Genomic DNA, 26,855 nt, shown 5'->3' with positions numbered 1-26,855 from the left:
CACAGGCCCGTCGGGGTGCTGATCCTCACAGCCAGCCCTTCTCCCTCGCGGTGCGTACCGCCTCGGCCCTGTTGCGTACCGCCAGTTTCTGTATCGCCGTCGACAGGTAGTTGCGGACCGTGCCCTGGGACAGGTGCAGGGCCGCCGCCAGTTCCGCGTTCGTCGAACCGTCGGCCGCCGCGCGCAGGACCTCGCGTTCGCGGTCGGTGAGGGGGTTGGCGCCGCCCGCCAGGGCCGCCGCCGCGAGCGTGGGGTCGATGACCCGCTCGCCCGCCAGGACCTTGCGGACCGCCTCAGCGAGCTGCGCCGCGGGCGCGTCCTTGACGAGGAAGGCGTCGGCGCCGGCCTCCATGGCACTGCGCAGATAGCCGGGGCGGCCGAAGGTCGTGAGCACGACCAGCTTCAACCCCGGTAGTTCCTTGTGGAGTTGCGCGGCGGCCTCGATGCCCGTCGCGCCCGGCATCTCGATGTCGAGGAGGGCCACGTCGACGTCGTGGGCGCGGGCGGCCGCGAGGACCTCGTCGCCGCGCGCCACCTGGGCGACCACCTCGATGTCGTCCTCGAGGCCGAGCAGGGCCGCCAGGGCCTCGCGGACCATCGACTGGTCCTCGGCCAGCAGGACCTTGATCATGCCACCACTCATGAGCGGGATCCTACGTCCGGCACCGGGCCGGCCGGGACCCGGGCGGTCAGCCGGAAGCCGCGCCGGACGCGGCCCGCCTCCAGGGTGCCGCCGGCCTTCTCCAGGCGCTCGGTGAGGCCGGTGAGGCCGTTGCCTGGGCCCTTGCCGGAACCGCCGGACCCGTCGTCCTCGACGGAGAGTTCGAGGACGGGGCCGTCCAGGGTCTGGCGGCGCACCAGGTCCACCGTGCAGCGGGCGCCGCCGCTGTGCCGTACGACGTTGGTGATCGCCTCGCGCAGGGTCCAGGCGAGGGCGGACTCGCTCTCCTCGGGGACGCCGTCGAGGTCCGGTTCGGCCGGGATCACGGCGGTGATGCCGGCCGCCGTCAACGCGACCTGCGTGCCCGCGAGTTCGGCGGCGAGACGGGGCCGCCGATAGCCGGTGACGGCCTCCCGGACGTCCACCAGGGCCTGGCGGCTGACCTGTTCGATGTCGGCGACCTGCTGGGCGGCCTTCTCGGGATGGCCGGGGAGCATCCGGCCGGCCAGCTCGCTCTTGAGCGTGATCAGGGAGAGCGAGTGGCCCAGCAGGTCGTGCAGGTCCCTGGCCAGGCGCAGCCGTTCCTCGTTGGCGGCGAGCTGGGCGACCGTCGCGCGGGCCTTGCGCAACTCCACCGTCGTGCGGACCAGTTGGCTCACCCCGGTCATCGCGAAGCCGATGAGCAGGACCAGCAGCAGGAGGTTGAGCGCCTCGTCCTCGTCGGTGCGCAGGCCGACGAGGAGCATCAGCGCGGCCGTGCCCGGGATCGTCCAGAACGCCACCCGCGGCGGGAGCACCATCCCGCAGGCCACGGAGACGTAGCAGTACAGGCCGAGCCAGGCGGAGCCGAGGGTGAGGCACAGGACGGTGGCGAGCACCGCCATGGAGCCGATCAGGGCGGCGACCAGCCTGTCGGGGTAGGGCGCGGCCCCCATGTCCCGGAAGAGCAGCGACAGGTAGACGGTGACGAACACCGCGAGCCCCAGCCAGCCGGCCACCGTGCCGCCGGTGGTGTGGTCGCCCGAGACGAGGTCGTGGACCGGCGAGCTGAGGAACACCAGCCAGACGCCGATCCACAGCACCTTGCGCCGCCACAGCTCGCGTGTCGTGCGGGCGGTCTGGCCCAGCATGATCGGCGGTCCGCCCCGGGCCTTCTCGGTCAGCTGGTCGTCGGTCATGACGCTCACGCCTTCAGCGTGTCCTTCCGGTACAGCCAGGCCGCGCCGCCCGTGAACAGGGCGAAGAAGACGGCCAGGATGACGATGTCCTGGGCATGCGGGGCCTGACTCTGTTCGATGGACTGCCCCAGGGCAGCGTACGCGTGCGTCGGCACCCACTCGGCTATGTCCTGGAGCCAGCCCGGAAAGGTCGTCGTCGGCATCCACAGGCCGCCGAGGATGGACAGGCCGAAGTAGGTGATCATCGTGATCGGGCGGACCGCGTCCCCGTTCGCGAGGTAGCCGATCGCCACGCCGAGGGCGGCGAAGACCAGGCTGCCGGCCCAGATCGCGCCGGTGAGGGCGCACCACTGCCAGGCGTCCAGCCGTACGTCCTTCACGGCCGCGGCGACGGCGAAGACGACGACGATGGACGGCAGGCTGACCACGGCCGCGCTCGCCGTCTTCGCCAGGACGTAACCGCGGCCCGGGAGCGTGGTCAGGCGAAGTTGCCGCACCCAGCCGCTCTGGCGCTCCTTGGCGATGCGTTCGCTGTTGCCCATCAGGACGGCCGTGAGGGCGCCGAAGGAGGCCATCGAGACCATCATGTAGGTCGGCAGCGTCAGGCCCGTGCCGTCGACCTTCTCCGTGGCGTCGGCGCTGCCCGCGATGAGCAGGAAGAGGACCGACGGGTAGATCACCGAGAAGAACAGGAACTTGCGGTTGCGCAGGGCGCGGGTGAGTTCCAGTTTGATCAGGCCGTTCACTTGGACTTCGCCTCCTCGGCGGTGGTGAGGGCGACGAAGGCCTGCTCCAGGCCGAGTCCGGCGACTTCGAGGTTGCGGGGGTAGAGCCCGAGGCCGTAGACCGCGTGGACGGTGGCGTCGGCGTCGGTGGACTGGATGCGGACGGTCCGGCCGGAGCCCGCGGCGGAGCCGCTGTGGGACACCGTCAGGCTGGTGAGGAACGGCAGGGCGCGCAGGGCCGCCTCGTCGATGCCGTCCGCCAGGTCGAAGGCGATCCTGCGCGCCCCCGCCTTGGCCTTGATCTCGGCCGCCGTGCCGTCGGCCAGGAGCCGGCCCCGGTGCAGGACCAGCACCCGGTCGGCGATGGCGTCGGCCTCTTCGAGGTAGTGGGTGGCGAACAGGACCGTGCGGCCCTGGTCGGCCTGCTCGCGCATGGTGGCCCAGAACGCCTGCCGGGTGGTGACGTCCATGCCGGTGGTGGGCTCGTCCAGGACGATCAGGTCGCTGTCGCCGGCGGTGGCGAGGGCGAACCGGACCCGCTGGGCCTGGCCGCCGGAGAGCTTGTCGACCTTGCGGTCGGCGATCTGGGTGACGCCCGCGCGGGCCAGCACATCGGCCACCCGGTACGGCCTGGGGTGCAGTCCGCAGGCCAGCGCGACCAGTTCGGCGACGGTGACCTCGTCCATCAGTCCGCCGCTCTGGAGCATCGCGCCGACCCGGCCGGCGACGATCGCCTCACGCGGGCCGGTGCCGAAGACGCGGACCGTGCCGCTGTCGGGCTGCTTGAGGCCGAGCAGCAGGTCGAGGGTGGTCGACTTGCCCGCCCCGTTGGGACCCAGCAGCGCCACGGTCTCCCCCGGGCGCAGCGCGAGCGTCAGGCCGTCCACGGCCCGCACGTCCCCGAAACTCTTGCTCACCTGGTCGAACCCGACCACCGGTGCTGTCGTCGTCATGGCATCGATCGTCGCCCGGGGGACCGGGTGGGCGGCAGTGTCTGCCGTCCTCGGTGCCGCATGACAGATGTCATGCGGCACCGCCGTCGGGTCAGCTCGGGTCGGTGTCGATGATCCCGGTCCGCTCCGTCTCGCTCTTCAGCGCCGGGCGCAGGGCGCTGATGACGTCCTGGACCGTGACGGCCGTCTTCTGGCCGGTGCCGCGGGTGATCAGCACACCGTTGAAGGTGCCGCCGTAGAGCTCCGTCAGCGCGGCCTGGTCGTAGCTCTCGACGAGCTTGCCGTTGACCGCCTTGACCTGGAGGAACTTCCAGAGGGAGTTCTTCGGGCTGAAGGAGACCGAGTGCGCGGCGTCGGTCATGACGGTGACCTTGCCGGACATCGCCGGTTCGGCGAACTCCTTCATCATCCGGTCGACCTCGGCGTCGGAGATCGTCGGCTGCTTGTCGGTCGTCGGCACCTTCACCCCGGCGGCCGTGCCCGTCTCCACCTGGGTGCGGTAGGCCTCGACGACGGCCTCCTGGGCCTTCGCCGCGTCGATGCCCTTGCCCGCCTTGCCGTAGACGGCGACGGCCTTGCCGGACTCGAACTTGATGGTGCCGTCGCTGGCCGAGCCGGAGCCGCCCGCGGCGGACTCGAGGGCCGCCTGGAGCTTCTCCTCGTCGACCGGCATCGCCGGCTCGACCTCCCGGTGCTGCCCGAACAGCGAGCCGATCACGGAGACCGGGTTGTAGTCGCTCTTGGCGGCGTCGTCGACGGTGGCCTGGAGGTCGAACTGGAGGCCCGCCTGATCCGGCTTCAGGACGACGGTGTCGCCGTCGACGGACAGCTTCAGTGCCTGGGTGACCCGCTTGCCGAAGGCGTCGTCGAGCTTCTTGACGGCGTCGTCGCTGGTGCCGCCGCCGACTTCGACGCCGAGCACGGTGGTGCCCTTGGGCACGTCGGAGTGGTTCATCAGCAGGCCGGCGCCGTAGAGGCCGATCCCCGCGACGACCACCAGGCCGCCCAGCAGGGGCAGCTTGCCGCGGCCCTTCTTCTTTTTCTTCTTGGAGTTCTTGGCTTCGCCCGCGGGCGAGCTCTGCGGGGCCGGGGCCGGTCCCTTCGGCGGGGTGTGCGGCAGCGGACCGTCGGTGCGCGTACCGCCCTGGCCGCCGCCGGGCACGACGGGGATGCCACTGGTGACGGTGTTCCCGGAGACGTTGTCGACGGGACGGCCGCCGTAGCCGCCCGCGCCCGGTTCGGGGGCGGGCTTCTGCGGGGTGAGGATCGCGGTGTCGTCGCTCAGGCCACCGCCGGGGAGACGACCGGTGCCGGGGGCGGCGCCGACGGCACGCGGACCGCCGGGACCTGCCTGGCCACCGGGTCCGGCAGGACCACCCGGACCACCCGGATGACCCGGACCGCCAAGGCCGTTCGGGCCGCCGGGGCCACCGGGACCGGAGGGAGCGCCGGGCGGGCGGGTCACGCCGGGAGCGCCGTGCGGTGCGCCTCCCATCGGAGGCACCATCGGGCCGTCGCCGGTGACCGGACCGCCGGTCGGGCCCGCGGGGCCGCCCTGCGGGCCGCCACGGCCGCCGGGACCGCCGGGTCCGTCCGGGCCGTTGAAGTCGTAGGAGCCGCCGGGACCGGCCGGGAGACCGCCCTGGGGGCCCTGCCCGTGCACGCCGTTCGGCACGCCGAAGCCCTGCCGGCCGTTCTGACCCTGCTGACCCTGCTGACCGTGCTGGCCGTTCTGGCCGTTGTCGGAGAAGTACGGCAGGTTGTCACGCCGCGGCTCGGCGCCGCCGGCGCCCTGCCCCGGACCCTGTGCCGGCCCCGGCCCCTGTCCCTGCACGGGCGGCTGACCCGGCTGGCCCGGCCGCGGGCCGTTGCCGAGCGGGCCCGCGGCGAGTGCCTCGGTGACGTCGAAGGAGCCCGTGCCGCCGCCGTGTCCCGGAGCCACGGGACCGCCGGTGGCGCCACCGGGGACCCCGGCGCCGTTGGTGCCGCCGGGACGCGAACCGCCCGGCACGCTCATGGAGCCGACCACGCCACCGGGACGTCCGTTGCCCGGCCGCGCGCCGCCGGGCGCACCCGCGCCGGCTCCGGCACCCGGTCCCGCCGCGCCGGCGGGGGCGGCCGTGGGCGCGCCCGTACCGGCGGCGGAACCGCCCGGCAGACCCGCGCCGTTGGTGGAGCCGCCGCCCTGCCCGCCCTTGGCGGGACCGGACTTGCGGGGCGCGAACCAGTTGCTCGTCTCGGCGGCGGGCGCGGGTTCGGCGGGCAGCTCGAACGAGCCCGTGTCGGACGAGGAGTGGCCGACGGCGGGCGCGGTGGGCGCCGACTGCGCGTCGGCACCGGCCCGGGCGTTGCCGTCGGGGCCGTCACCGCCCTTGTTCTCCGCGTCCGCGACGGGCGTGCGCATCACGACCGGCGGAATCGGCCGCGAACCCGGGATGTTGATGCGGATCCGGGTCGTCAGCGTGGTCTCGGTCTTGCGTTCCTCCGGCTGCGCGGACGAACGGCCCGCGTCCGCACCGCCGTCGGACACCACGGGGGTGCCGTACGGCGGCGTGCCCGAGGGGTATGCGGCTCCGCCGCGCCCGTTGGGCCCGGAGGACGGACTGTCAGTTTCACGACTCAAGGCAGGTTCTCCAGGTTGGCTCCGCCGCCCGCACGGCCTCACGGGCAGTTCGGCGGCGCGCACCACCATACTGGCCACTTCTGGCCCGTATCCCACGACCGCCGGGGAAACCCACACGGGACTCCCACGGGCACCCCACGGTGAAGTGGTACGTCACTTGCCAAGTCGGACGTCGCCGCCGACCGGTTGCCGCCCCAAACCAATGGTGGCGCAGATCACAGCAAGTGCCATGCCGCCGAGCAGGAAGAGGTACGAACCGCCTCCCGCTCCGAACAGGAAGTCACCCTCGGGACGGCCCGCCGTGCACAGGATGACGGAGATCATCCAGCCGGCGGCGGGCGCGACGGCCCCGGCGCGGCTGCCGAGCGCCCGCGCCCCGCCGAGGAACAGCCCGCCCGCGCCCACGAGTGCGAGGAGCAGTCCGCCCGGGAACCAGCCGGCCTGGACGAGCGCCCCGGCGAGACCGGCGAGGGCGCCGAGGAGCAGGAGTCCCACACAGGCGGCGATCCGTCCGGCGGGGGGCATCCGCAGCGGCTGGGCGAGCATCGAACCACGGTCGGACATCACGCCACCTCCGTCGCGTCGCCCGTACCGGCGAACAGGTCGGTCTCCGGCTTCCCGGCGGGTTCCCCGCGTACGAGTTCGTAGTACTCGACCGGGAACAGGGGCTGTGCGAGCTCGTTGGAGAGGGCGAAGTACTGCCCGCCGGGGGCGACTTCGACCTGGGTGGCGTGCGCGCGCATCGCGGCGGCCTTGGCGGCGGTGTACTCGGGGCCGCCCTCGATCGCGGCGGTGACCAGGCCGTCGTCCACCACGCCCGGCACGTCGGAGACGACGGCGCTCCGGGTGAAGGGCAGTTTCGGCAGCTCCTCCCGGAGCCGCGTGAAGGCGGCCCCGACGACGGAGCGCGGGACGCGGTTGACGTACACCTTGGGGATGCGCCACCCGGCGTCCTCGGCCAGCTCCGCGGCCCGCATGGCGACGCGGTGGGCCTGGATGTGGTCGGGGTGGCCGTAGCCGCCGTCGTCGTCATAGGTGACGAGGACGTGCGGGCGCACCTCGAGGATGACCTCGACGAGGGACGCGGCGGCCTCGTCGACGTCGGCCCGCCAGAAGCAGGCGGGGTCGTCGTTGTCGGGGAGGCCCATCATCCCGGAGTCGCCGTAGCGGCCGGGGCCGCCGAGCAGGCGGAAGTCGTCGACGCCGAGTGCGGCCATGGCGGCGGCGAGTTCACCGCGCCGGTACTCCCCCAGGGCGGCACCGGTCAGGTGCCTCAGCTCCGGCGGGATGACCTCGCCGTGTTCACCCAGGGTGCAGGTGACCAGGGTCACCTGGGCGCCCTCGGCCGCGTACCTGGCCATGGTCGCGCCGTTGTTGATCGACTCGTCGTCCGGGTGCGCGTGCACCAGGAGCAGACGCCGAGCGGCGCGAGCTGGGGGTCCCCCCGGCCGGAGGTCGGGGGAGGGGCGTTCCGTCATGAGGCCAGCCTACGAGGCCGCCGCCCGCCCCGGGTCGCCCGCCCGGCCGTCTGCCACTCAGGCCTTTCCGTCCGCGAAGATCTCTGCGGCAGACGTGGCGGTGGCGGCGCGGACGAGCCACGCGTGGAGCGTCTCGAGGTCTCCGCACTCCGTGATCCGCTGACGCGCGTCGGCAGGCACATCGATGCCGCGCTGTTCCAGGACGGTCAGTATGGCCGTGCCGTAGGTGTTGACACTCCCCTCGTCGCGGAGCTCCTCCGCGAGGTCCGACTTGTAGAAGGAAAGATCCACGGCCACCAGGTTCCTCCAGAGCTCCTTGGCCGGGCGGCTGCCCAGGCCCTGTGCGACGAGTTCAATGATGGGGTCGACGATGTCTTCGTGCTCGTTCTGCAGCGCGACAGACAGGGCTTTCAGTATGTCACCAATGGCCGGATCGCCCGCGTGTGTGATGGCGGCGAGCGTGGCCAGTACGAGGTCCTCATGGGCCTCGGCGGCGTCGGTGATCACCGGCATGTTGTGGGGGCCTGCCACGAGGGGCCTGATGGTGAGGGTGGGCAGCTGGGGAGGCCCGCTGGCCACCGGGCGCTGGGCCCATGCGGCGGTAGCACGGTCCTGGACCACGACCAGGAGTGCGGTGGGCAGCCGGTACTTGGTCCACAGAAACGCGGTGTGATACGCCCAGCTCGCGGGCTTGGCGAGGTCCTTCCTGCCCTGGGCCTCGATGGCGAGGAGGAACGCGCCGTGTTCCGCGCTGTCGAGACGCAGGAGGGTATCCACCCGGCGTTCGACAGGGCTGGTCTCGGTGAGGTCCGTGGGCAGGATGGTGACGCTGTCCGGGACGGGGAGGTCACATCCGAGGGCTCTTGAGACACGGCTGAAGAGCTTGGTGTCGTGCTGAAAAATACGGTGCATCGCTTCGTGCGGTGAGCTGACCATGCGGTTCCTTTGCCTGCGGGGTCTTCAGAGGGTCGTCGCCGGCCGCTCCCGGCAGTCGCGGCAGCGGGTGCCCGGCTCGGGTGAGCGGATGCCGCGGTCACAGCCGTCGCAGTTCCGCATCCGCTCCGGGGCAGGCGGTGGGGCCGCGGGCGCACGGAACGGTGGCGGTGGTGGCAGCAGCGCTGTGAGCCGGTGGGCCAGGAGGGCGGCGGGTCGGCGAGGGCCTTCGGGCGGAAGGCCGGCGGTGAGGGCCTGGCGGACGGCGTCGGGGGGTACGTCCCGCTCCAGCCAGGCGGCGACGCCGGGGGCGAGATGGGCCGTGTCGCAGGCGGAGAGGAGGAGGCGCGGGTCGTGACGGCGCAGGCCGGCCAGGAGGTCCGTAGCCGTCTGGAGAAGCGCGGGGGCGGGGTAGGCCGGACGCGGCACGGCGGGCAGCGGCTTGCGCGGTGTGCGCTTCTTCGGCTGGGCGGAGGCCCCCGGGGCGTGGGCGCGGTCGGCGACGGCGGCCGTCCGGCGGTGATGGCCGGGCTGGTTGCAGGAGACCGTGCGGGTGACGATCCGGCCGCCCGGGATTCGGGAGCGTTCGCGGCGCAGGTAGCCGTGGGACTCCGGTTCGCGCAGGGCGGCGGCGATACGGGTGGCGCCCTCGGGGAAGCGGGCGGTGAGGGACTTGATGTCGACGCGCGCGCCCTTCGGCAGCGACTGGATGTGCACGCCCAGCCCGATCGCCAGGAGCGACAGCTCCCGGTGCTGGGCGAGGTGGTTGCCGATCACCGTGAATCGGGTGGTGTGGCGGGCGTTGTCGTGGGTGAGTCCGCCCGCGCGGGGGTGATTTTTACCCGCGTTACCCGCGTTACCGGACTCGGCGCACGGGGGCGCGCTAGGGTTTTGGGTGTCCATCGGGAAGTCCTGTCTTCCTCGGTGGTCAGGCCCTCGCACTGGGATTGCCGTCCCGGCGGGGGCCGTCGCATGTCTGCGGTTGTGGTGTTGCGATGGGGGTCCTGCGACGGGGTCATGCGTTGCGCTGAGCGTAAGGCAGGCAACCCGTCACGAATCCAGCCGAGTTGGGCATATTCACTCGCGGGAGTGAGTTTGCTCGACGGGCGGGAGGGGTGGGGCTTGGTCGGGTTCTTTCGCCGCCGTCGTGGTCCTTTGGAATGAGCGCCACCTGCCCCGAAGCCTGAGAATCCGGGTTCCGGTGACGGACGCGCGTCGCCCCGTCGGGGGCTTCCGCCGGTCAGGAGCCGTGGCGGCTCCGAACGTCATCCGGCGGAAGTACGACCTCGGCCCACACCGTCTTGCGCGGGCGCAGCTCCGGGCCCCAGCCCCACCGGTCGGCGAGCGCCTCGACCAGGAGCAGCCCACGGCCGGACTCGGATTCGGCGTCCGGGCCCGGACGCCCTGGACGGGGCGGCCGGTCCCCCGCCGTGTCGGTCACTTCGATCCGCAGCGTGTTCGCGATGACGTAGAGCGTGAGTCTGAAGTCCCGGCCCGGCACGCGTCCGTGGGTCACCGCGTTCGCCGCGAGTTCGGCGACGATCTGGCCCGCCGGGTCCACCGGCTTTCCCCAGGAGCGCAGTTGCTCGGCGGTCAGCAGACGGGCGAGGCGCGCTCCGCGAGGCGTGGGGGACAACCGCACGCTGAAGTTGCGGAAGTGCTGGCCGGGTCGGGTCCCGGCGGAGACGGATTCCTGGATCACGTCACTCAGAGTGGCCACTCCCGCTTACCGTGAACAGTGATGGAGCCGTTGCGTACGGTGACTGTCCGGGCGTTGTCCGGTCGTGTCCGGACTGTCGGTCCGGGTGACGGAGGGGTGCGGAATGACGCAGGTGAACGGCAAGCCGGTCCAGCTCAAGGAGGAGGCGGACGAGCCGGGTTGGGAGGTGGACCCGGACGACGACTGGGGCATCGCCGTCGTGGAGACGGTGGGGCGACAGCTGAAGCTGCGGCGAGAGGCCGTGGGGATGCGCGCGGCCGACTTCGGCTTGGCGGTCGGGTACGGCGAGGACCTCGTCTACAAGATCGAGAGCGGCAAGCGGATCCCCCGCCCCGAGTACCTGGACAAGGCCGACAAGGTGCTGAGGGCGGGCGGGCTGCTCTCGGCGATGAAGGAGGACGTGAAGAAGGTCCGGTATCCGAAGAAGGTGCGGGATCTGGCGGCGATGGAAGCGAGGGCGGTCGAGATCGGGGTGTACGAGTGCAACAACATTCATGGACTGTTGCAGACTCCCGAGCATGCGCGCGCCTTGCTGGAATCTTGGCAGCCCGCCTATACGCCGGAGGATGTGGAACGGCTGGTTGCGGCTCGCATGGCACGGCAATCCGTCTTCGAGCGGTCACCTGCGCCCGCGCTGGGCTTCCTCCTGGAAGAGTCGACGCTGCGCCGCAAGGTTGGGGGCACAATGGTGAGGCGACAGCAGTTCGAACGCCTGCTACAGGTGGGGCGGTTGAACAACGTGACGCTTCAGGTGATGCCGATGGACAGTGGGGCCCACCCTGGCCTCAGCGGCAGGATCGAGCTGCTGAAGTTCGAGGACGGCACAGGAGTAGGCCGTTCCGACGGGGCGTTCAGTGGCCGTCCGACGCCCGACCTGAGGCAGCTCCGCATCCTTGAGCTGCGGTACGGCACCATCCGGGCGCAGGCTCTCCGCCCAGGGGAGTCGCTGACCCTCATCGAGAAACTGCTGGGAGAGACATGATCCGCAAGCACGCCGCCGGCGGCCTATCCGAACCGGCGTGGTTCAAGAGCAGCCACAGCAGCGGGCCCGACGGTGAGTCCTGCGTGGAGATCGCCATCACCCCCGCCACCATCCACGTCCGCGACTCCAAGCACACCGCCGGCCCCCGCCTCCGGCTCTCGCCGGAAGCCTGGGCCGACTTCGTGCCGTACGCGTCCGAGGGCTGACGGCATACGGATCCGAATGCGGGGCAGGCGCAGCACAAGACGGCCGGTGGCAAGCTCCGGTCGGTCGCCCGCCGGAGCCCTGTGCCGGCACGCGTCAGAACTTGATGCTGCCGATCATGCTCGCCACGCTCGTCGTCAGGTCGCTGATCGTGGGGGCGATCGTCGAGGAGGCCAGATAGAAGCCGAGCAGCATGCAGACGACCGCGTGACCGCCCTTCAGGCCCGACTTCTTGATCAGCAAGAAGACGATGATCGCCAGCAGCACCACCGCCGAAATCGAGAGTGCCACGGCGGTTCACCTCCAAGGACCCGGGGACGTGGGGGCAGAAGCAGAACAGGGAACTTGTAAATCCATACATCAGCCAGCAGGTTCATACCCACACAGCGCTAGTGATCATAACTATGTGTGGGTGCGCATCTCGCGGCGCACAGCCGCACAAGGGGGTCGCATGGCCAATATGGTCGGAGGATGACGACCGAGTCCGACTCCTTCCCCCGCAGGCACGCCCGCACCCAGCGTTTCACCCTCGGCGCGCCGCGTTCGTTCACGGTGGCCCCCGACGGCTCCCGGGTCGTGTTCCTGCGCTCCGCCTCCGGCACGGACCGCGCGGGCGCGCTGTGGGTCCTCGACCCGGCGGACGGCACCGAGCGCCCGGCAGCCGACCCGCGCGCCCTCCTCGGCGGCACCTCGGAGAACCTCTCGCCCCAGGAGCGCGCCCGCCGCGAGCGCAGCCGTGAGGGCGGCGCCGGGATCATCGGCTACGCCACCGACGAGACCGTCGAGCTGGCGTCTTTCGCCTTGTCAGGGCGGCTTTTCACGGCGGAGCTGCGGGCCGGCACGGCGACCGAACTCGCGGTCCCGGGGCCGGTGATCGACCCCCGTCCGTCCCCCGACGGACGGCTCCTCGCGTACGTCGTCGGGGGCGCCCTGCGGGTGGTGGGAGCCGAGGGCGACGGCGACCGGGCGCTGGTGGAGCCGGAATCGGACACGGTTTCCTATGGATTGGCCGAGTTCATCGCGGCCGAGGAGATGGGCCGTTCGCGGGGGTTCTGGTGGTCTCCGGAGTCGGACCGGCTGCTGGTCACGCGGGTGGACGACACGCCGGTGGAGCGGTGGTGGATCTCCGATCCGGCCCAGCCGAAACGTGACCCACAACACGTGCCCTATCCGGCTGCCGGGACGGCCAACGCCGAGGTGCGGCTGTTCGTGTTCGGGCTCGACGGGGTGCGCACCGAGGTCGTCTGGGACCGGGCGCGCTATCCGTATCTGGCGCGAGTGCACTGGTCAGGGGCGGGGGCGCCGCTGCTGCTCGTACAGGCGCGCGACCAGCGCAGTCAGCTGTTCCTGGCGGTGGACACCGACTCCGGGGCGACCCGGATGGTGCACGCCGACGAAGATCGGATTTGGCTCGATCTTTTCCCTGGCGTGCCGTGCTGGAGCCCGTCGGGCCAGTTGGTCAGGATCGCCGACGAGGGCGGCGCCCGGGTCCTGGCGGTCGGGGAACGTCCGCTGACGGGGGCCCAGTTGCACGTACGCGCGGTGCTCGACGTCACGTCCGACGACGTGCTGGTCGCCGCCTCGGCCGGGGCGGACGCGGCCGCGCCGGAGACCGGCGAGGTGCACGTCTACCGCGTCAACGAACTCGGCGTCGAGCGCCTCTCCCAGGAGCCCGGGGTGCACTCGGCGGTGCGCTCGGGGAACGTGACCGTTCTGGTGTCGTCGGTGCTCGACCGGCCGGGCGGCGTGGCGCGGGTAGTGCGGGACGGGAAGCCGGCGGCGACTGTCCGGTCGTATGCGGAAGATCCCGGTCTGTCCCCCCGCGTACTCCTCACCGAGGGGGGCGCACGGCGCATCCCGTGCGCCGTGCTTATGCCTACGGACTACCCCGGTGACACCCCCCTGCCCGTCCTCATGGATCCCTACGGCGGCCCGCACGGGCCCCGGGTGCTCGCCGCGCACAACGCGCACCTGACCTCGCAGTGGTTCGCCGACCAGGGTTTCGCGGTGGTCGTCGCCGACGGGCGGGGCACCCCGGGCCGGTCCCCCGGCTGGGAGAAGGCGATCCACCACGACCTCACGGTCAGCCTCGACGACCAGGTCGAGGCGTTGCAGGAGCTGGCGAAGAGCCATCCCCTCGACCTCTCCCGGGTGGCGATCCGCGGCTGGTCCTACGGCGGTTGGCTCGCGGCCCTCGCGGTGCTGCGCCGCCCCGACGTCTTCCACGCCGGCATCGCGGGCGCCCCGGTGACCGACTGGCGGCTCTACGACACCCACTACGCGGAGCGCTACCTCGGCGACCCCGCCACCACCCCGCAGGCGTACGCGAAGAGCTCGCTCGTCACCGACGAGGGGCTCTCCTCGCCCGCCGAACCCCACCGCCCGCTGATGATCGTCCACGGGCTGGCCGACGACAACGTGGTCGTCGCCCACAGCCTGCGGCTCTCCTCGGCCCTGCTGGCCGCCGGCCGCCCGCACGAGGTGCTCCCCCTGTCGGGCGTCACCCACATGACCCCCCAGGAACAGGTCGCGGAGAACCTGCTGCTGCTCCAGGTGGACTTCCTGAAGCGTTCGCTGGGGCTGACGTAGTGCCGTAGGCACGGCAACGGGCCGGGAGACATGGCGCTCCCGGCCCGTTTACGGCACCCGCACGGCCGTACGCTGTTCAGAGTGGCCCGTCCGTATATCGGAATCGGGTCGGTCAAGTTGCCTGTGTGTTAACGCGGTTGCTGAGCAAATGTGCTGCTATACACCGCCGTTGGTGTGATCATCCGGCGGTTCCTTCGATGGTTCCTCCGATGGTTCCTCTGGTCCCTTCGGTGGTTCCTCTGGTCCCTTCGGTGGTTCCTCTGGTCCCTGCGGTGGTCCCTTCGGTGGCTCTTCCGGTGGGACCACCCGCTTCTCCTCCGCGAAGTGACATGCCGAGTCGTGTGCCGCCGGGCCGGCCGCGAGCCGGAACTCCGCCGGGACCGCCAGCACCGGCACCTCCAGCTCGCACCGCTCCCGCGCCTTCCAGCAGCGGGTGCGGAAGCGGCAGCCGGAGGGGATGTTCGTCGGGGACGGTACGTCGCCCGCCAGGATGATCCGCTCCCGGTGCTCGCGCGCCTCCGGGTCCGGAACGGGCACCGCGGAGAGCAGGGCCTGGGTGTAGGGATGCGTCGGATGGTCGTAGATCTCCGCGTCGCGGCCGATCTCCACGATCCGGCCGAGGTACATCACCCCCACCCGGTCCGAGATGTGGCGGACGATCGAGAGGTCGTGGGCGATGAAGAGGTAGGAGAGGTCGAACTCGCTCTGGAGCCGGTCCAGCAGGTTGATCACCTGCGCCTGGACCGACACGTCCAGCGCGGACACCGGCTCGTCGGCCACGATCACCTCCGGGCGCAGGGCCAGCCCCCGCGCGATGCCGATCCGCTGCCGCTGGCCGCCGGAGAACTGGTGCGGGTAGCGGTTGATGTACTCGGGGTTGAGCCCGACGACGTCCAGCAGGTCCTGGACCTTCCTGCGCCGGTCGCCCTTGGGCGCCACCTCGGGGTGGATCTCGTACGGCTCCCCGATGATGTCGCCGACGGTCATGCGCGGGTTGAGCGAGGTGTACGGGTCCTGGAAGACCATCTGGATGTTGCGCCGGACGGCACGCAGCGCCTTGCCCGACAGGCCGGTGACGTCCTCGCCCTTGTAGCGGATCTCCCCCGCCGTCGGCTTCTCCAGGTTGACCAGCATCTTGGCGACCGTGGACTTGCCGCAGCCGGACTCCCCGACGATGCCCAGGGTCTCGCCGCGGTGGAGGGTGAAGTCGACGCCGTCGACGGCCTTGACGGCGCCGACCTGCTTCTTGAACAGGATGCCCTGGGTGAGCGGATAGTGCTTGACCAGTCCGCTCACTTCGAGGATCGGCTCGGCCGATGCGGAACTAGCCATGCAGGCACTCCCTCCAGAAGTGGCACGCGCTCGTGCGGTCCGCGTCGGACCCGTCGGACCCGTCGGCCGCGTCGACCTCGTACAGCGGGGGTACGTCCGTGCGGCACACGTCCTGGGCCATCGGGCAGCGCGGGTTGAAGGCGCAGCCAGGCGGGATGTGCATGAGGTTGGGCGGCAGGCCCTTGATGGCGTAGAGCTCCTGGCCCTTCTGGTCCAGCCGCGGGATCGAGTCGAGCAGACCTCGCGTGTACGGGTGGGCCGGGGCCTTGTAGATGTCGTGGACCGGGGCCGACTCCACGATCCGGCCCGCGTACATCACCGCGATCCGGTCGGCCACGTCCGCGACCACGCCCAGGTCGTGGGTGATGAGGATCAGGCCCATGTGGTACTCGCGCTGGAGTTCCGCGAGCAGGTCCATGACCTGGGCCTGGACGGTGACGTCGAGGGCGGTGGTGGGTTCGTCGGCGATGATGAGCGCCGGTTCCAGGGCCATCGCCATCGCGATCATGATGCGCTGGCGCATACCGCCGGAGAACTGGTGCGGGTAGTCCCTGACCCGTTCCCGGGCGCCGGGGATGCGGACGCGGTCCATGAGTTCCACGGCCTTGTTCCGCGCGTCCTTCCGGGACATCCCCCGGTGCACGACGAACATCTCGCCGAGCTGGTCGCCCACCGACAGCACGGGGTTCAGGGACGACAGGGCGTCCTGGAAGATCATCGCCATCTCGGCGCCGCGGACCTTGCGGCGTTCCTCCTCCTTGAAGCGCAGCAGGTCCTTGCCGCGGAAGAGGATCTCGCCGCCGGTGATCCGGCCGGGCGGCACGTCGAGGATGCCCATGATCGCCTGGGCGGTGACGGACTTGCCGGAGCCGGACTCGCCGAGCACGGCGAGGGTCTCGCCCGCGTCCACGCCGTAGCTGACGCCGTTGACGGCCTTCGCGATCCCGTCCCGGGTGCGGAACTCCACGTGCAGGTCGCGTACTTCGAGCAGCATCCGGCCGTCACCTCAGCTTCGGGTCGAGGGCGTCGCGCACCGCGTCGCCGAGCATGATGAACGCCAGGACAGTGAGGGCCAGGGCGCCCGAGGGCCACAGCAGGGCGTGCGGGGCGTTGCGGATGTAGGGCGAGGCGGCGGAGATGTCGATGCCCCAGGAGACGGTCGGCGGTTTCAGTCCGACGCCGAGGTAGGACAGGGTCGCCTCCAGCGAGATGAACGTGCCGAGCGCGATGGTCGCCACGACGATCACCGGGGCGACCGCGTTCGGCGCGATGTGCCGCAGCAGCAGCCGGGAGTGGGTGGCGCCCAGGGCCCGCGCCGCCTGGACGAAGTCGTTCTGCTTGACGGTGATCACCGAGCCGCGGGCGATCCGGGAGATCTGGGGCCAGCCGAGCAGCACCATGAACCCGATGACCGGCCAGACCGTGTTGCTGGTCACGACGGAGAGGAGGACCAGGCCGCCGAGGACGACCGGGATGGCGAAGAAGATGTCGGTGATCCGGGACAGGACCGAGTCCCCCGCCCCGCCGAAGAACCCGGCCAGACCGCCCAGCACGCTGCCGAGCAGGGCGACGCCGAGGGTGGCCAGCACGCCGACCGTGACGGACGTCCGGGCGCCGTAGACGACGCGTGTGTAGACGTCGCAGCCCTGGCCGTCGAAGCCGAACGGGTGGCCGGGCTGGGAACCCTCCTGGGCCTTGGCGAGGTCGCACTTGAGGGGGCTCAGCCAGGTGATGGAACCGGGCCACAGGGAGATGAAGACCAGGAAGAGGATCACCAGGCCGGAGATGATGAAGACCGGGTTGCGGCGCAGGTCCCGCCAGGCGTCGGACCAGAGGGAACGGGCCTTCTCGGACGGCCCGGTGCCCTGCGGCCCGCCGGGTGTCTTCTCGAGGGTCTCCCCCTCCGCGGTGGCCAGGTCCATCGTGCCGCCCATGCCGGTGTCCGCGATGGCTCCGTCCTCCGGGGTGCGGCCCGCGCCCGGCAGGTGCTCCGGCGGCATCGGCTCAGGCATAGCGGATCCTCGGGTCGAGTACGGCGTACAGCAGGTCGACGAGCAGGTTGGCCAGCAGGAAGACCAGGACGAGGACGGTCACGAAGCCGACGACGGTCTGGGTGTTCTGGCGGAGGATCCCCTGGTAGAGCTGGAAGCCGACGCCGTGGATGTTGAAGATGCGCTCGGTGACGATCGCGCCGCCCATCAGGGCGCCGATGTCGGTGCCGATGAAGGTGATCACCGGGATGAGGGAGTTGCGCAGCAGGTGCCGGGTGACGACCCGGCGGCGCGGCAGCCCCTTGGCGACGGCCGTGCGGACGTAGTCGGACCGCTTGTTCTCCGCGATGGAGGTGCGGGTCAGCCGGGTGACGTACGCCAGGGAGACGGAGGCGAGCACCAGGCCCGGCACGATCAGCTCGCCGAAGGTGGCCTCCGAGGAGACCGACGGTTTGATCCAGCCCCATTCGACGCCGAGCAGCAGCTGGAGCAGCAGGCCGGTGACGAAGGTGGGGACGGAGATCACGACGAGGGTGAGGAGCAGGACCCCGGTGTCGACGGGCCGGCCGCGGCGCAGACCCGTCACCACGCCGAGGGTGATGCCGATGACGATCTCGAAGACGATCGCGACGATCGTCAGCCGGATGGTGACCGGGAAGGCCGTCGCCATCAGCTCGGTGACCGGCTGGCCGTTGAACGCCGTACCGAAGTCTCCGGTGAAGACGTTCCCCATGTAGGTCAGGTACTGCTGCCAGACCGGCTTGTCGAGACCGAACTCCTTCTCCAGCTGGGCGGCGGTGGCCGGGTCGCACTCCCGGTCACCGCACAGGCCCGCGATGGGGTCGCCCATCACGTTCACCATCAGGAAGATCAGCAGCGTGGCACCGATGAACACCGGGATCATCTGGAGCAGACGCCGGATCACGTACCGGCCCATGGCGGGTCAGCTGACCTTGATCTCGTTGTAGACCGGGACCGAGAACGGGTTGAGCTTGACGTTCGAGAGGCGCTCCGCGTAGCCGGCGCTGCCGTTCTGGTACCAGAGCGGGATGGCGGCCATGTTGTCGCGGACGACCTCCTCGGCCTGCTGGAAGATCTGCACGGCCTTGGCGGTGTCGGTCTCGGCGTTGGCCTGGTCGACGAGCTTGTCGAAGTCCTTGTTGGACCACTTGCCGTCGTTGGAGGAGGCGTTCGTGTAGTAGAGCGGCTGGAGGAAGTTCTGGATGAGGGGGTAGTCCATCTGCCACCCCGCCCGGAAGGGTCCGGTCATCTTCCGGTCGCCGATCTGGGTGCGGAAGTCCGCGAACGTGCCGACCGGGTTGCCGACGCAGGCCTTGTCGTTGTCGAGGGCGTTGTTGATCGAGTTGCAGACCGCGTCGACCCACTGTTTGTGCGATCCGGTGTCCGCGTTGTATGTGATCTTGACCTGGCCGCCGGGCAGGCCGCCGCCCTCCTGGATGAGCTTCTTCGCGGCGGCGGGGTCGTACTCGCAGGCGTCCCCGCACAGGCCTTCCTTGAAGCCGCCCTCCTCGCCGAGCACCGGGGAGGTCCAGTCGGAGGCGGGGGTGCGGGTGTTCTGGAAGATCGTCTCGGTGATCTGCTTGCGGTTGATCGCGCGAGAGAGGCCGGTACGCACCTTGTCCGAGCCGGTGGTGTTCCACTTCTTGTCGTAGAAGGGGAAGGCCAGGGTCTGGATGATGCCGGCGGGGGTGTTCAGGTAGCGGTCGCCGAGGTCGTTCTTGACGTTCTTGAGCTGGGCCGCGGGCACGTCGTCGACCAGGTCGAGGTTGCCGGCCAGCAGGTCGGTGTAGGCGGTGTTGTTGTCGGTGTAGACCTTCAGGGTCACGCCGCCGTTCTCCGCCTTGTCGTCACCGGGGTAGCCGTCCCACTTCTTCAGGGCCATCTGGGAGCCCTTGGTGTAGGAGTCGATCGTGTACGGCCCGTTTCCGATCGGTTTCTTCACCCAGTTCGCGTGGTCGGTGAAGAAGGCCTGCGGCAACGGGGCGTAGGCGGGGTAACCCAGGGTGTCGGGGAAGGTGGAGAACTTCTGCTTGAGCTTGACGGTGAAGGTCCTGTCGTTGACGACCTTGAGCCCGGAGAGGACGTCCGTGGTCTGTGAGCCACTGGCGGGGTGGGCCGCGGTGTAGCCGTCGATGTACTCGAAGAAGTAGGCGTTCTTCTGGTTGTTCTTCAGACTCGCCGCGTAGTTCCACGCGGTGACGAAGGATTTCGACGTCACTTTCTCGCCATTGCTGAACGTCCAGCCGTCCTTGACGGTGATCGTGAAGTTCTGGGAGTCCGTGGTCTCGATCTTCTCGGCCAGCATGTCCTCGGCCGCGCCGGTCTCCGGGTTGTACTTCTTCAGGCTGCGGAAGATCATGTCGAGGACCTTGCCGCCCTGCACCTCGTTGGTGTTGGCGGGCTCCAGCGGGTTCTGCGGATCTCCCCAGGAGGAGCTGAGCACCGCGCCGCCGTCACCGCCGCCGCCGTCGCTCCCCCCGCCCCCGCACGCCGTCGCCGCGAGTGCTGCCGCCGCCGCGCATGCGGCCCACTTGGCGTGCGTGGCTCCACGCATGGATGCCTCCTCATTGACCGCGCTTTTACCTGAGCGCTGTGCCGTCAGCACCGAAGCACTGATCCATTACCAGCAAATATCAACTGAAAAGGTGCATTACGCACAGGGGCCGCGCCCAACGGGAGGCCATCGGAGGGCTATTCGGGGGACGGCAGAAGTACACGGGAGGCCGGCAGCAGGATCCTGGCGGGGGGTCGAAAAGGATCTTCTTCGCAGGTCGCAATGGATCTTCGGTGTAGCACGCAACGGATCTTCACCATCCGATGCCGAACCGTTGGATTGTGACCCTGAGATGTACGCATTCCGACACCCCGGCGTCCGAATATCGAACCCCTTGCCCGTTTAGCGTAGTTGGCCCGAATTCAGACACGGAACGATCACGGCGCGCTACACGCGTAGCTACGATATGGTCAAGTCCAGGCAAAGAAAGTAAAGAGAAAACCAAGGGAGGCCAGAATTTATTGACCGTGAACGAATTGCGTTGAAAAAGTCCGGCGTAGCCCGTAGGGAGTGCCCTGCGGAGTCATCAGACCCTCCCGTGGGCCAGGAGCACCATGACCCCCCCAACTCCATCAGCGGCTGCCCCGCTCGAGGTGACCGACGAGAGCGTCGAGAAGTCGCCCGCGCCCTCCACCCACAAGGGCAGCGAAGGCCGCTCTCCCGGACGGCTGGCGTGGAACCGCTTCAAGCGGGACCGCACGGGCGTCATGTCCGCGTGCATCGTGGGCTTCTTCTTCGTGGTCGCCGTCGCCGCTCCGTTGATAGCCAAGCTGTACGGCAAGGACCCATACACCACGTACGCCAGCCAGCGACCCGAGCTGCTGAACCCCTTCGCCTATCCGTCAGGCCCGAACGGCGGCATGAGCTCGGAGTTCTGGTTCGGCATCGAACCCCAGCTGGGGCGCGACGTCTTCACCTTCCTGCTCTACGCGATCCGCAACTCGCTGGGCATCGCGCTCGCCGCCACCGTGCTCACCGTGGTCCTCGGTGTGGTCATCGGCACCACCGCGGGCTACCTCGGCGGCAAGACGGACTATCTCGTCGGCCGGGTCATCGACATCCTGCTGTCGTTCCCGTCCACGCTGTTCTTCATCGCCTTCATGCCGGTCGTGTTCGGGCTCTTCGTCGCTCCCGACGAGGAGATCCCGACCTGGCTGCGGGCCACAGCTCTGATCATCGTCCTCTCCGCCTTCGGCTGGGCGTCCATCGCCCGACTGCTGCGCGGCCAGGTACTGGGCCTGCGGGAACGGGAGTTCGTCGAGGCCGCGAAGGTCACGGGTGCATCACCGGGGCGTATCGTCTTCAAGGAGCTGCTGCCCAACCTGTGGACGCCGATCATCATCCAGACCACGCTGATGCTCCCGGCGTACGTCACCGCTGAGGCGGGTCTCGCCTTCCTCGGAGTCGGCATGATCGACCCGACCCCGGACTGGGGCGTCATGATCGCGCGGGGTGCAAGTTTCTACACCGAGGACCTCACCTTCATGCTCTTCCCGGGCCTGTCCATGGTGATCTTCGTCCTCGCGTTCAACCTGCTCGGCGATTCGGTGCGTGACGCACTCGACCCCAAGTCCAAGCGCTAGCTCCGGACCTCTTCAGGACCACGGCAAGGACGCCGGGGTGCCGGATCTCTCTCATCACTCCCACTTCAAGGCAGGCAGCATGTCCTTCTCGCGCAGAAACTTCCTCATCGCCACCGGCGTTGCCGCGGCGTCGACGTCGGTGCTGAGCGCCTGCAGCAGCGGCGACGAGGGGGGCTCCTCGCAGGACAAGGCCCCCAAGGTCACCGGGGCCAAGACCGTCGAGATCCCGGTCGGCACCAAGGCCGACTCCACCGGTCCGGCCCCCGAGGTGACGGGCGCGGTCAAGGGCGGGACGATCTACTCGCTCCAGCAGTTCGACATGGACCACATGGACCCGGCGCAGATCTACGTCTCCACCGAGGGCGCCATCACCGTGCCGATCATGCGCGGTCTGACCGGCTACAAGCTGGACGCCAAGGGCAACGCCACCCTGGTCGGCGACGCCGCGACCGACGCCGGCACCATGAAGGACGGCGGCAAGACCTGGACCTTCACGCTGAAGGACGGTCTGAAGTGGGAGGACGGCGCCGAGGTCTCCTCGGACGACCTCCGCCACACCTTCGAGCGCCTCTTCGCCACCTTCGTCACCGAGGGTCCGCGCTACGTCCAGGACTTCCTGGTCGGCGGCGACAAGTACAAGGGCCCGTACGAGGGCAAGAGCCTGGACTCCATCGAGGTCGACGGCAAGACCATCACCTTCCGTCTCAAGGAAGCCCGCGCCGACTTCAACTTCACGCTCGCGATGCGTGCTTACTCCCTGGTGCCGAAGAAGCACGACACCAAGGAGAAGTACGACAAGCAGCCGATCTCCTGCGGCCCGTACAAGGTCGAGAGCCGCAACATCGGCAAGTCGATGACCTACGTGCGCAACGAGCACTGGGACCCGAAGACGGACGCGATCCGCAACGCCTACCCGGACAAGTACCTGTTCCAGATGGGCTACGAGCTGGTCGCCTCGACCGACCGCTGGATCGCGGACAAGGGCACCGACCAGTACGCGGTGCCGATCTTCAACGAGGTCGCGCCCGAGCGCATCGCCCAGGTCCTCACCAACGCCGAGCTGAAGAAGCGCGTCCTCACCGCGGTCGACACGGTCACCTACTACTGGCCGATCAACATGACCCGGATCACGGACCTCAAGGTCCGCCAGGCCATCAACCACGCCTGGCCGCACCAGCAGCTCCAGACCATCGGCGGCGGTGCCTACAGCCAGGAGATCGCCACCACGATCTTCGCCCCGGTGACGCCCGGCTACACCAAGTTCGACCTGTACGGCGTGGACAAGAAGCCGGGCGGCGACCCGGCGAAGGCCAAGGCCCTGCTGAAGGAGGCCGGCAAGGTCGGCCAGAAGCTGGTCATCGCCTACCAGCAGTCGGACACCGCGGTGAAGACCGCCGTCGCCATCAAGCAGGCGCTGGAGGCGGCCGGCTTCGAGGTCGTCAACAAGCAGGTCGACAAGTCGACCTTCTACACCCAGATCGGCAAGATCGACAACGACTTCGACCTGTTCGCTGCCGGCTGGAGCCCGGACTGGCCGGGCGGTTACTCGCAGTTCTACCCCTGCTGGAGCGGCAAGAACATCGGCGACGGCCGCAGCAACTACGCCCAGCTGAACGACCCGAGCGTCAACAAGGCCATCGACGCGGCTTCTCAGATCGCGGACCCGAAGGAGGCCAACAAGGCCTGGGGCAACATCGACAAGATGATCATGGAGCTGGCCGCGGTCGTCCCGGACTACCACAAGATCCGTAACTACCTGTACGGCTCCAAGGTCGGCAACGTCATCTGGGACAGCGCCAACACCTGCGTCGCGCTCTCCAAGCTCTACGCCAAGAAGTAAGCGCACGCCCCCTGGGGGTGGCCGTCACCGCGGCCACCCCCTGCGGTCCACCCCCCTCTCCTTACCGCGGCGACGGCGCCCCGTCCGGAAAGTCACGCCTCATGCTCCGCTTCCTTGTCCGCCGAGTCATCGGCGCGCTGGTCATTCTGTTGATCATCAGCGCCATCACCTTCTGGCTCTTCTACGCCGTGCCGCGTGACCCCGCCATGATGTCCTGCGGCAAGAACTGCACGCCTGAGAACCTCGCGCAGATCCGGAAGAACCTGGGCATCGACCACTCCATCCCGGTGCAGTACTGGTACTGGCTGAAGGGCGTCTTCGCCGGTCGCGACTACGCCGGTTACGGGTACTGCGACGCGCCCTGCTTCGGCTACTCCTTCGCCAACAACGTGCCGGTCTTCGACACGATCATGGACCGCCTGCCGACGACCCTCTCGCTCGCCTTCGGCGCGGCCGTCGTCTTCCTGGTCCTCGGCGTCGGCGCGGGCATGCTCGCCGCCCTCAAGCAGGGCCGGTTCCTGGACAAGTTCGCCAGCTCGGCGTCGCTGCTCGGCTCGTCGCTGCAGATCTACTTCGTCGGCTACATCGCGATGTACTACTTCGTCGCGCAGCTGGGATGGCTCGACCAGCCGTCGTGGACGCCCTTCAGCGACGACCCGGTCGCCTGGTTCTCCGGACTGCTGCTGCCCTGGCTGGTCCTGGCGATCATCTTCACCGCCAACTACACCCGTATGACCCGCTCGCAGCTCGTGGAGCAGCTGAGCGAGGACTACGTCCGTACCGCCCGCGCCAAGGGCCTGTCCCGGTCGAACGTGTTCTTCCGGTTCGCCTGGCGCGGCGCCATGGGACCCATCGTCACGGTGTTCGGCATCGACCTCGGCACGCTGATCGGCGGCGCCATCATCACCGAGCAGACCTTCAGCCTCCCGGGCATCGGCCGGCTCGCGGTGAAGTCCGTTGACCAGAGCGACCTGCCGATGCTGCTCGGCGTGACCCTCCTGGCGGCCGGTGCGATCGTGTTCTTCAACATCATCGTCGATGCCGTCTACGCTCTCATCGACCCGCGGATCCGGCTCGCCTGACCTCCGCCAAACCCCCTACCTCTCGCATCACCCCCCAGGAGCGTCCCCGTGACGAGCACCGATCAGCAGCCCTTCCTGTCCGTCAGGGACCTGAAAGTCCATTTCTCCACCGAGGACGGCATCGTCAAGGCCGTCGACGGGCTCTCCTTCGACCTGTTGAAGGGCAAGACGCTCGGCATCGTGGGCGAGTCGGGCTCAGGCAAGTCGGTCACCAACCTGGCGATCCTGGGTCTGCACGACCGCGACCGCACGGCGATCGAGGGCGAGATCCTGCTGGACGGCAAGGAGCTGCTGACCGCCACCGAGAAGCAGCTGGAGCGGCTGCGCGGCAACAAGATGTCGATGATCTTCCAGGACGCGCTGGCCTCGCTGTCGCCGTACCACACGATCGGCAAGCAGATCGGTGAGACGTACCGCAAGCACACCGGCGCCTCCAAGAGCCAGTCGCGTACCCGGGCCATCGAGATGCTGAGGCGGGTGGGCATCCCCCAGCCGGAGGTCCGGGTGGACGACTACCCGCACCAGTTCTCCGGCGGTATGCGCCAGCGCGCGATGATCGCCATGGCGCTGGTGTGCGACCCGGAGCTGCTGATCGCCGACGAGCCGACCACGGCTCTCGACGTGACCGTGCAGGCGCAGATCATGGACCTGCTCAAGGACCTCCAGCAGGAGTTCGGCACCTCGATCGTCTTCATCACGCACGACCTGGGCGTCATCGCCGACATCGCCGACGACGTCCTGGTGATGTACGGCGGCCGGTGCGTGGAGCGAGGTACCAAGAGGGAGGTGCTGCAAAGCCCGCAGCACCCCTACACGCTGGGCCTGCTGAGCTCGATGCCGAACCTGGAACACCCGGTGGACATCCCGCTCAACCCGATCCCCGGTTCGCCGCCCTCGCTGCTGAACCCGCCCACGGGCTGCCGCTTCCACCCCCGGTGCACCTTCGCCGAGAAGGTCGAAGGGGGCCTGTGCTCCAAGGAGCAGCCGCCGCTGGAGGTCACGAACGGCCGGGGTTCCGCCTGCCACCTGACCGCCGACCAGCGCGCCGAGTTCTTCACGGACCTCGCCGGCAGCGCCGCGAACTGACGTACAAGAGACGGGATTTCACCACCATGAGCAGCACCACTCCCCTCCTGGACGTCTCCGGGCTCACCAAGCACTTCCCGATCAAGGGCGGCTTCCCGATCCGGCGTACGGTCGGTGCCGTGCAGGCCGTCGACGGGCTGGACTTCCAGGTCGCCGAGGGCGAGAGCCTGGGCCTGGTCGGCGAATCCGGCTGCGGCAAGTCGACGACGGGCCGGCTGATCACCCGGCTCCTGGAGCCGACCGGCGGCCGGATCTCCTACCGCGGCGAGGACATCACGCACGCGGGCCGCAAGCAGCTGGCCCCGATCCGCTCCGAGATCCAGATGATCTTCCAGGACCCGTACGCGTCGCTGAACCCGCGCCAGACGGTCGGAAAGATCATCTCCGGGCCGATGGAGATCAACGACATCCACCCGGCCGGCGGGCGCGAGGCGCGCGTGCGCGAGCTGCTGGAGATCGTCGGTCTCAACCCCGAGCACTACAACCGCTTCCCCCACGAGTTCTCCGGCGGCCAGCGCCAGCGCATCGGTGTCGCACGGGCGTTGGCGCTCGAGCCGAAGCTGATCGTGGCCGACGAGCCGGTCTCGGCCCTCGACGTGTCGATCCAGGCACAGGTCGTCAACCTGCTCCAGAAGGTCCAGCGGGACCTGGGCATCGCGTTCGTCTTCATCGCCCACGACCTGGCCGTCGTACGGCACTTCTCGCAGCGCGTGGCCGTCATGTACCTCGGCCGGATCGTCGAGATCGCCGACCGCGACGACCTGTACGGCAACCCGCGCCACCCCTACACCCGGGCGCTGCTGTCCGCCGTGCCCGAGGCCACCGTGCAGGACGAGGGAGTCGCGGGCCGTGAGCGCATCCGCCTCGTCGGTGACGTGCCCTCGCCCATCAACCCGCCCTCCGGCTGCCGCTTCCGCACCCGCTGCTGGAAGGCGACGGAGAAGTGCGCGAGCGAGGCGCCGCCGCTGGTGCAGGTCGAGGGCAACAAGCCCGGCCACCTGACGGCGTGCCACTATCCCGAGACGACGGACGTCCCGGCCACCGTGCCGGCTCCCCGTCTCGCCAAGGACCCCGAGGCGGCGGCCTGACACACCCCTTTCCGTCAGCCGCCCCCTTTCGGAGCGGACTTTCTCGGCCCATTGACCCGAGCCCATGAACGTCCGGTCCAGGGGACGAAGGCCCGCGCTCACCCAGCGCGGGCCTTCACCGTTTCCTGGCCCTGGCCTGGCTGGGCCCGCCCAGGGGCGCGGGGAACTGCGCGACCAGCCACGACGAACCGGCACCCGCCGACGCACCGCACCCCGCCCGCACACCCGCCGC

At 69.7% G+C, this 26,855-nt stretch carries 24 protein-coding genes; 8 read left to right on the top strand and 16 right to left on the bottom strand.

Translation table 11 applies throughout. The annotated features are described in order from the left end of the window. Window positions 1-25 precede the first annotated feature (25 nt). The 10 genes from QQM72_RS15005 to QQM72_RS14960 all read right to left on the bottom strand — a co-directional run bounded on the left by QQM72_RS15005 (window position 26) and on the right by QQM72_RS14960 (window position 10,262). Window positions 26-643 carry a response regulator transcription factor gene (locus tag QQM72_RS15005; protein WP_230194734.1) on the bottom strand — a complete coding sequence of 206 codons (618 nt, stop codon included), beginning with the start codon at window positions 641-643 and terminating at the stop codon, window positions 26-28. Further along, the gene (locus QQM72_RS15000; protein WP_314221406.1) at window positions 640-1,839 is read right to left on the bottom strand and encodes a sensor histidine kinase; all 1,200 of its coding nucleotides are present in this window, start codon (window positions 1,837-1,839) and stop codon (window positions 640-642) included. The genes QQM72_RS15005 and QQM72_RS15000 overlap by 4 nt, the downstream gene beginning before the upstream one ends. A gap of 5 nt (window positions 1,840-1,844) precedes the next feature. Beyond that, entirely contained in the window at window positions 1,845-2,585 is a 741-nt protein-coding gene (locus QQM72_RS14995) for an ABC transporter permease (protein ID WP_314221360.1), read from the bottom strand. Beyond that, a complete protein-coding gene (locus tag QQM72_RS14990) occupies window positions 2,582-3,517 on the bottom strand; it encodes an ABC transporter ATP-binding protein (RefSeq protein WP_314221359.1) in 936 nt (311 codons plus the stop codon). The genes QQM72_RS14995 and QQM72_RS14990 overlap by 4 nt, the downstream gene beginning before the upstream one ends. Window positions 3,518-3,608: 91 nt before the next feature. Then, the gene (locus QQM72_RS14985; protein ID WP_314221358.1) at window positions 3,609-6,140 is read right to left on the bottom strand and encodes a hypothetical protein; all 2,532 of its coding nucleotides are present in this window, start codon (window positions 6,138-6,140) and stop codon (window positions 3,609-3,611) included. Between the two features lie 153 nt (window positions 6,141-6,293). Further along, window positions 6,294-6,704: a DUF6113 family protein gene (locus QQM72_RS14980; RefSeq protein ID WP_314221357.1), complete on the bottom strand. Its 411-nt coding sequence runs from the start codon at window positions 6,702-6,704 to the stop codon at window positions 6,294-6,296. Continuing rightward, window positions 6,704-7,618: an N-acetyl-1-D-myo-inositol-2-amino-2-deoxy-alpha-D-glucopyranoside deacetylase gene (mshB, locus tag QQM72_RS14975; RefSeq protein WP_314221356.1), complete on the bottom strand. Its 915-nt coding sequence runs from the start codon at window positions 7,616-7,618 to the stop codon at window positions 6,704-6,706. The genes QQM72_RS14980 and mshB overlap by 1 nt, the downstream gene beginning before the upstream one ends. A gap of 57 nt (window positions 7,619-7,675) precedes the next feature. Then, on the bottom strand, window positions 7,676-8,554 hold the full coding sequence (locus QQM72_RS14970; RefSeq protein ID WP_314221355.1) for a hypothetical protein: 879 nt from the start codon (window positions 8,552-8,554) through the stop codon (window positions 7,676-7,678). Between the two features lie 24 nt (window positions 8,555-8,578). Beyond that, a complete protein-coding gene (locus QQM72_RS14965) occupies window positions 8,579-9,454 on the bottom strand; it encodes a helix-turn-helix domain-containing protein (protein WP_314221354.1) in 876 nt (291 codons plus the stop codon). A gap of 337 nt (window positions 9,455-9,791) precedes the next feature. Continuing rightward, window positions 9,792-10,262 carry an ATP-binding protein gene (locus QQM72_RS14960; RefSeq protein WP_314221405.1) on the bottom strand — a complete coding sequence of 157 codons (471 nt, stop codon included), beginning with the start codon at window positions 10,260-10,262 and terminating at the stop codon, window positions 9,792-9,794. Between the two features lie 112 nt (window positions 10,263-10,374). Between QQM72_RS14960 and QQM72_RS14955 the strand changes: the two genes are divergently transcribed. Further along, window positions 10,375-11,253, top strand: a complete 879-nt coding sequence (locus QQM72_RS14955; RefSeq protein WP_314221353.1) for a helix-turn-helix domain-containing protein — start codon at window positions 10,375-10,377, stop codon at window positions 11,251-11,253. Continuing rightward, a complete protein-coding gene (locus QQM72_RS14950) occupies window positions 11,250-11,459 on the top strand; it encodes a DUF397 domain-containing protein (protein WP_314221352.1) in 210 nt (69 codons plus the stop codon). The genes QQM72_RS14955 and QQM72_RS14950 overlap by 4 nt, the downstream gene beginning before the upstream one ends. Before the next feature lie 94 nt (window positions 11,460-11,553). Here QQM72_RS14950 and QQM72_RS14945 read toward each other — a convergent pair whose 3' ends face one another. Then, window positions 11,554-11,748: a hypothetical protein gene (locus QQM72_RS14945; RefSeq protein WP_314221351.1), complete on the bottom strand. Its 195-nt coding sequence runs from the start codon at window positions 11,746-11,748 to the stop codon at window positions 11,554-11,556. A 180-nt stretch (window positions 11,749-11,928) separates the two neighbouring features. On the opposite strand from QQM72_RS14945, the gene QQM72_RS14940 reads away from it, so the two are divergent. Continuing rightward, complete coding sequence (locus QQM72_RS14940) at window positions 11,929-14,046, top strand: S9 family peptidase (protein ID WP_314221350.1); 2,118 nt, start codon at window positions 11,929-11,931, stop codon at window positions 14,044-14,046. Between the two features lie 156 nt (window positions 14,047-14,202). On the opposite strand, the gene QQM72_RS14935 is transcribed toward QQM72_RS14940, so the two are convergent. The 5 genes from QQM72_RS14935 to QQM72_RS14915 are packed head-to-tail and all read right to left on the bottom strand — an operon-like array spanning window position 14,203 to window position 19,944. After that, on the bottom strand, window positions 14,203-15,378 hold the full coding sequence (locus QQM72_RS14935; RefSeq protein WP_314221349.1) for an ABC transporter ATP-binding protein: 1,176 nt from the start codon (window positions 15,376-15,378) through the stop codon (window positions 14,203-14,205). Beyond that, window positions 15,371-16,372 (bottom strand): ABC transporter ATP-binding protein, encoded by a 1,002-nt coding sequence (locus QQM72_RS14930; RefSeq protein ID WP_314221348.1) that lies wholly within the window; start codon window positions 16,370-16,372, stop codon window positions 15,371-15,373. Before QQM72_RS14930 ends, QQM72_RS14935 begins: the two co-directional genes overlap by 8 nt. Before the next feature lie 7 nt (window positions 16,373-16,379). Next, on the bottom strand, window positions 16,380-17,390 hold the full coding sequence (locus QQM72_RS14925) for an ABC transporter permease (RefSeq protein ID WP_314221347.1): 1,011 nt from the start codon (window positions 17,388-17,390) through the stop codon (window positions 16,380-16,382). Next, entirely contained in the window at window positions 17,383-18,306 is a 924-nt protein-coding gene (locus tag QQM72_RS14920) for an ABC transporter permease (RefSeq protein ID WP_314221346.1), read from the bottom strand. Before QQM72_RS14920 ends, QQM72_RS14925 begins: the two co-directional genes overlap by 8 nt. 6 nt (window positions 18,307-18,312) lie before the next feature. Continuing rightward, complete coding sequence (locus tag QQM72_RS14915) at window positions 18,313-19,944, bottom strand: peptide ABC transporter substrate-binding protein (RefSeq protein ID WP_314221345.1); 1,632 nt, start codon at window positions 19,942-19,944, stop codon at window positions 18,313-18,315. 554 nt (window positions 19,945-20,498) lie between these two features. On the opposite strand from QQM72_RS14915, the gene QQM72_RS14910 reads away from it, so the two are divergent. The 5 genes from QQM72_RS14910 to QQM72_RS14890 all read left to right on the top strand — a co-directional run bounded on the left by QQM72_RS14910 (window position 20,499) and on the right by QQM72_RS14890 (window position 26,623). Continuing rightward, a complete protein-coding gene (locus tag QQM72_RS14910) occupies window positions 20,499-21,527 on the top strand; it encodes an ABC transporter permease (RefSeq protein ID WP_314221344.1) in 1,029 nt (342 codons plus the stop codon). Window positions 21,528-21,564: 37 nt separating this feature from the next. After that, a complete protein-coding gene (locus tag QQM72_RS14905) occupies window positions 21,565-23,367 on the top strand; it encodes an ABC transporter substrate-binding protein (RefSeq protein WP_449657428.1) in 1,803 nt (600 codons plus the stop codon). Between the two features lie 101 nt (window positions 23,368-23,468). Next, window positions 23,469-24,449, top strand: coding sequence for an ABC transporter permease (locus tag QQM72_RS14900; protein ID WP_057603253.1), 981 nt, complete (start codon window positions 23,469-23,471; stop codon window positions 24,447-24,449). Window positions 24,450-24,497: 48 nt separating this feature from the next. After that, the gene (locus QQM72_RS14895) at window positions 24,498-25,535 is read left to right on the top strand and encodes an ABC transporter ATP-binding protein (protein WP_314221343.1); all 1,038 of its coding nucleotides are present in this window, start codon (window positions 24,498-24,500) and stop codon (window positions 25,533-25,535) included. Between the two features lie 26 nt (window positions 25,536-25,561). Further along, window positions 25,562-26,623, top strand: coding sequence for an ABC transporter ATP-binding protein (locus tag QQM72_RS14890; RefSeq protein WP_314221342.1), 1,062 nt, complete (start codon window positions 25,562-25,564; stop codon window positions 26,621-26,623). Window positions 26,624-26,855: the final 232 nt, after the last annotated feature.

The organism is Streptomyces zaehneri (assembly GCF_032248645.1).
GTDB lineage: Bacteria > Actinomycetota > Actinomycetes > Streptomycetales > Streptomycetaceae > Streptomyces > Streptomyces coriariae.
The sequence above is the reverse complement of the archived record's forward strand: the minus strand, read 5'-3'. Positions and strand labels throughout refer to the sequence as shown.